Genomic DNA, 246 nt, shown 5'->3' on the forward strand with positions numbered 1-246 from the left:
CGGGTTGCACTAATTTTGTCCGAGCTTTGCGTTGTTGTGTTTGAGCAAATGGGTGTGCGCGCCCTTGCGTGCGGCGGCACGCGGGGCTTCCGTGCCTGATTGGCCGCCGCCGACGACGATGACGTCTTAGGTTTGGGGGTAAATCATGTGTCTCATGTGTGTAAGCCTGTTTCATGTGTATCAGACGGCCTCCGAAGGTGTAGAGGGCGTATGAAAAATAAATGGAGAATCAATCGAGAGATTGTC

At 53.3% G+C, this 246-nt stretch carries 1 protein-coding gene; it reads right to left on the reverse strand.

Features of this window, described 5'->3' with window-relative positions; translation table 11 throughout:
- Positions 1-9: 9 nt before the first annotated feature.
- Complete coding sequence (locus ACTHSL_RS14030) at positions 10-120, reverse strand: FAD-dependent oxidoreductase (RefSeq protein ID WP_440381748.1); 111 nt, start codon at positions 118-120, stop codon at positions 10-12.
- Positions 121-246 lie beyond the last annotated feature (126 nt).

The sequence above is a fragment of the Neisseria sp. P0008.S010 genome (assembly GCF_051962715.1).
GTDB lineage: Bacteria > Pseudomonadota > Gammaproteobacteria > Burkholderiales > Neisseriaceae > Neisseria > Neisseria elongata.